The sequence below is a fragment of the Vibrio sp. 1562 genome, assembly GCF_033340155.1.
GTDB classification, from domain to species: Bacteria; Pseudomonadota; Gammaproteobacteria; order Enterobacterales; family Vibrionaceae; genus Vibrio; species Vibrio alginolyticus.
Window position 1 is genome coordinate 1 of sequence record NZ_JAWOVY010000263.1, and the last position, 760, is coordinate 760.

Annotated in this window: 1 protein-coding gene; it reads right to left on the reverse strand. The window is 46.7% G+C overall.

All coding sequences use genetic code 11. The features are described from left to right. Window positions 1-104 precede the first annotated feature (104 nt). On the reverse strand, window positions 105-760 hold a 656-nt coding region (locus R7Z49_RS24550; protein ID WP_318112309.1), incomplete at its 5' end, for an ATP-binding cassette domain-containing protein.

A 760-nucleotide genomic window follows, 5' to 3' on the forward strand; every position in this document is an offset into this window, starting at 1 on the left:
ACTAATAAAAAGCAACGCTCCACACGCCAACATAAACAAAGGTAAGCGCAATACTAGTGGGTTTTCTAACCACTCTTTACGCAACATTGCGACGACAGAGCGCATCATGCTGCCTCCTTTTGTAACGCTAAAAACAGATCCGCCAGTTTTACACCATGCATATCGCCAAGCCCTGCCGCTTGATCAGCGTATTGTGAAGACAATAGCCATTTCGTTGTGCCCAATCCTTTTTGAGAAGAGAGTGGGTGCATCGCTTCAATTTGCGCACGGTGTTCGTCATTGGCATCGAGAATAAAGTAGTCTTCACTGATGCTGTCCATTGAGGTTTGCAGCACCGGGCGACCGTGTTTAAGAATCAACACATCGGTTAACAGATGCTCGATCTCGGAAACTTCATGGCTGGTGATGATCAGAACGCGTTCACCATCGTGAAACCATTCCAGTAAATGACGGTAGAAGGTGTCGCGGTAAACCAAATCCACACCAAGAGTTGGTTCATCCAAAATCAGGATTTGTGTATTGGTTGCGATAACAATGGCAAGGTGCAATTGCACTTTCATCCCTTTCGAAAGGGCTCTGATTTTCGCACGTGGTTTGATGTCGGTTTGACGAAGCAGCGCATCCGCTTTGCTGCGATTGAAACCCGGGTGAACCCCTTCGGTATAACTCAGAAGCTGAGAGACCGTCATCCAATCTGGCAAAACATTCACATCTGAGATGTACGACAAATTTTGCATGATCTTGTCACGCTGCATCATGG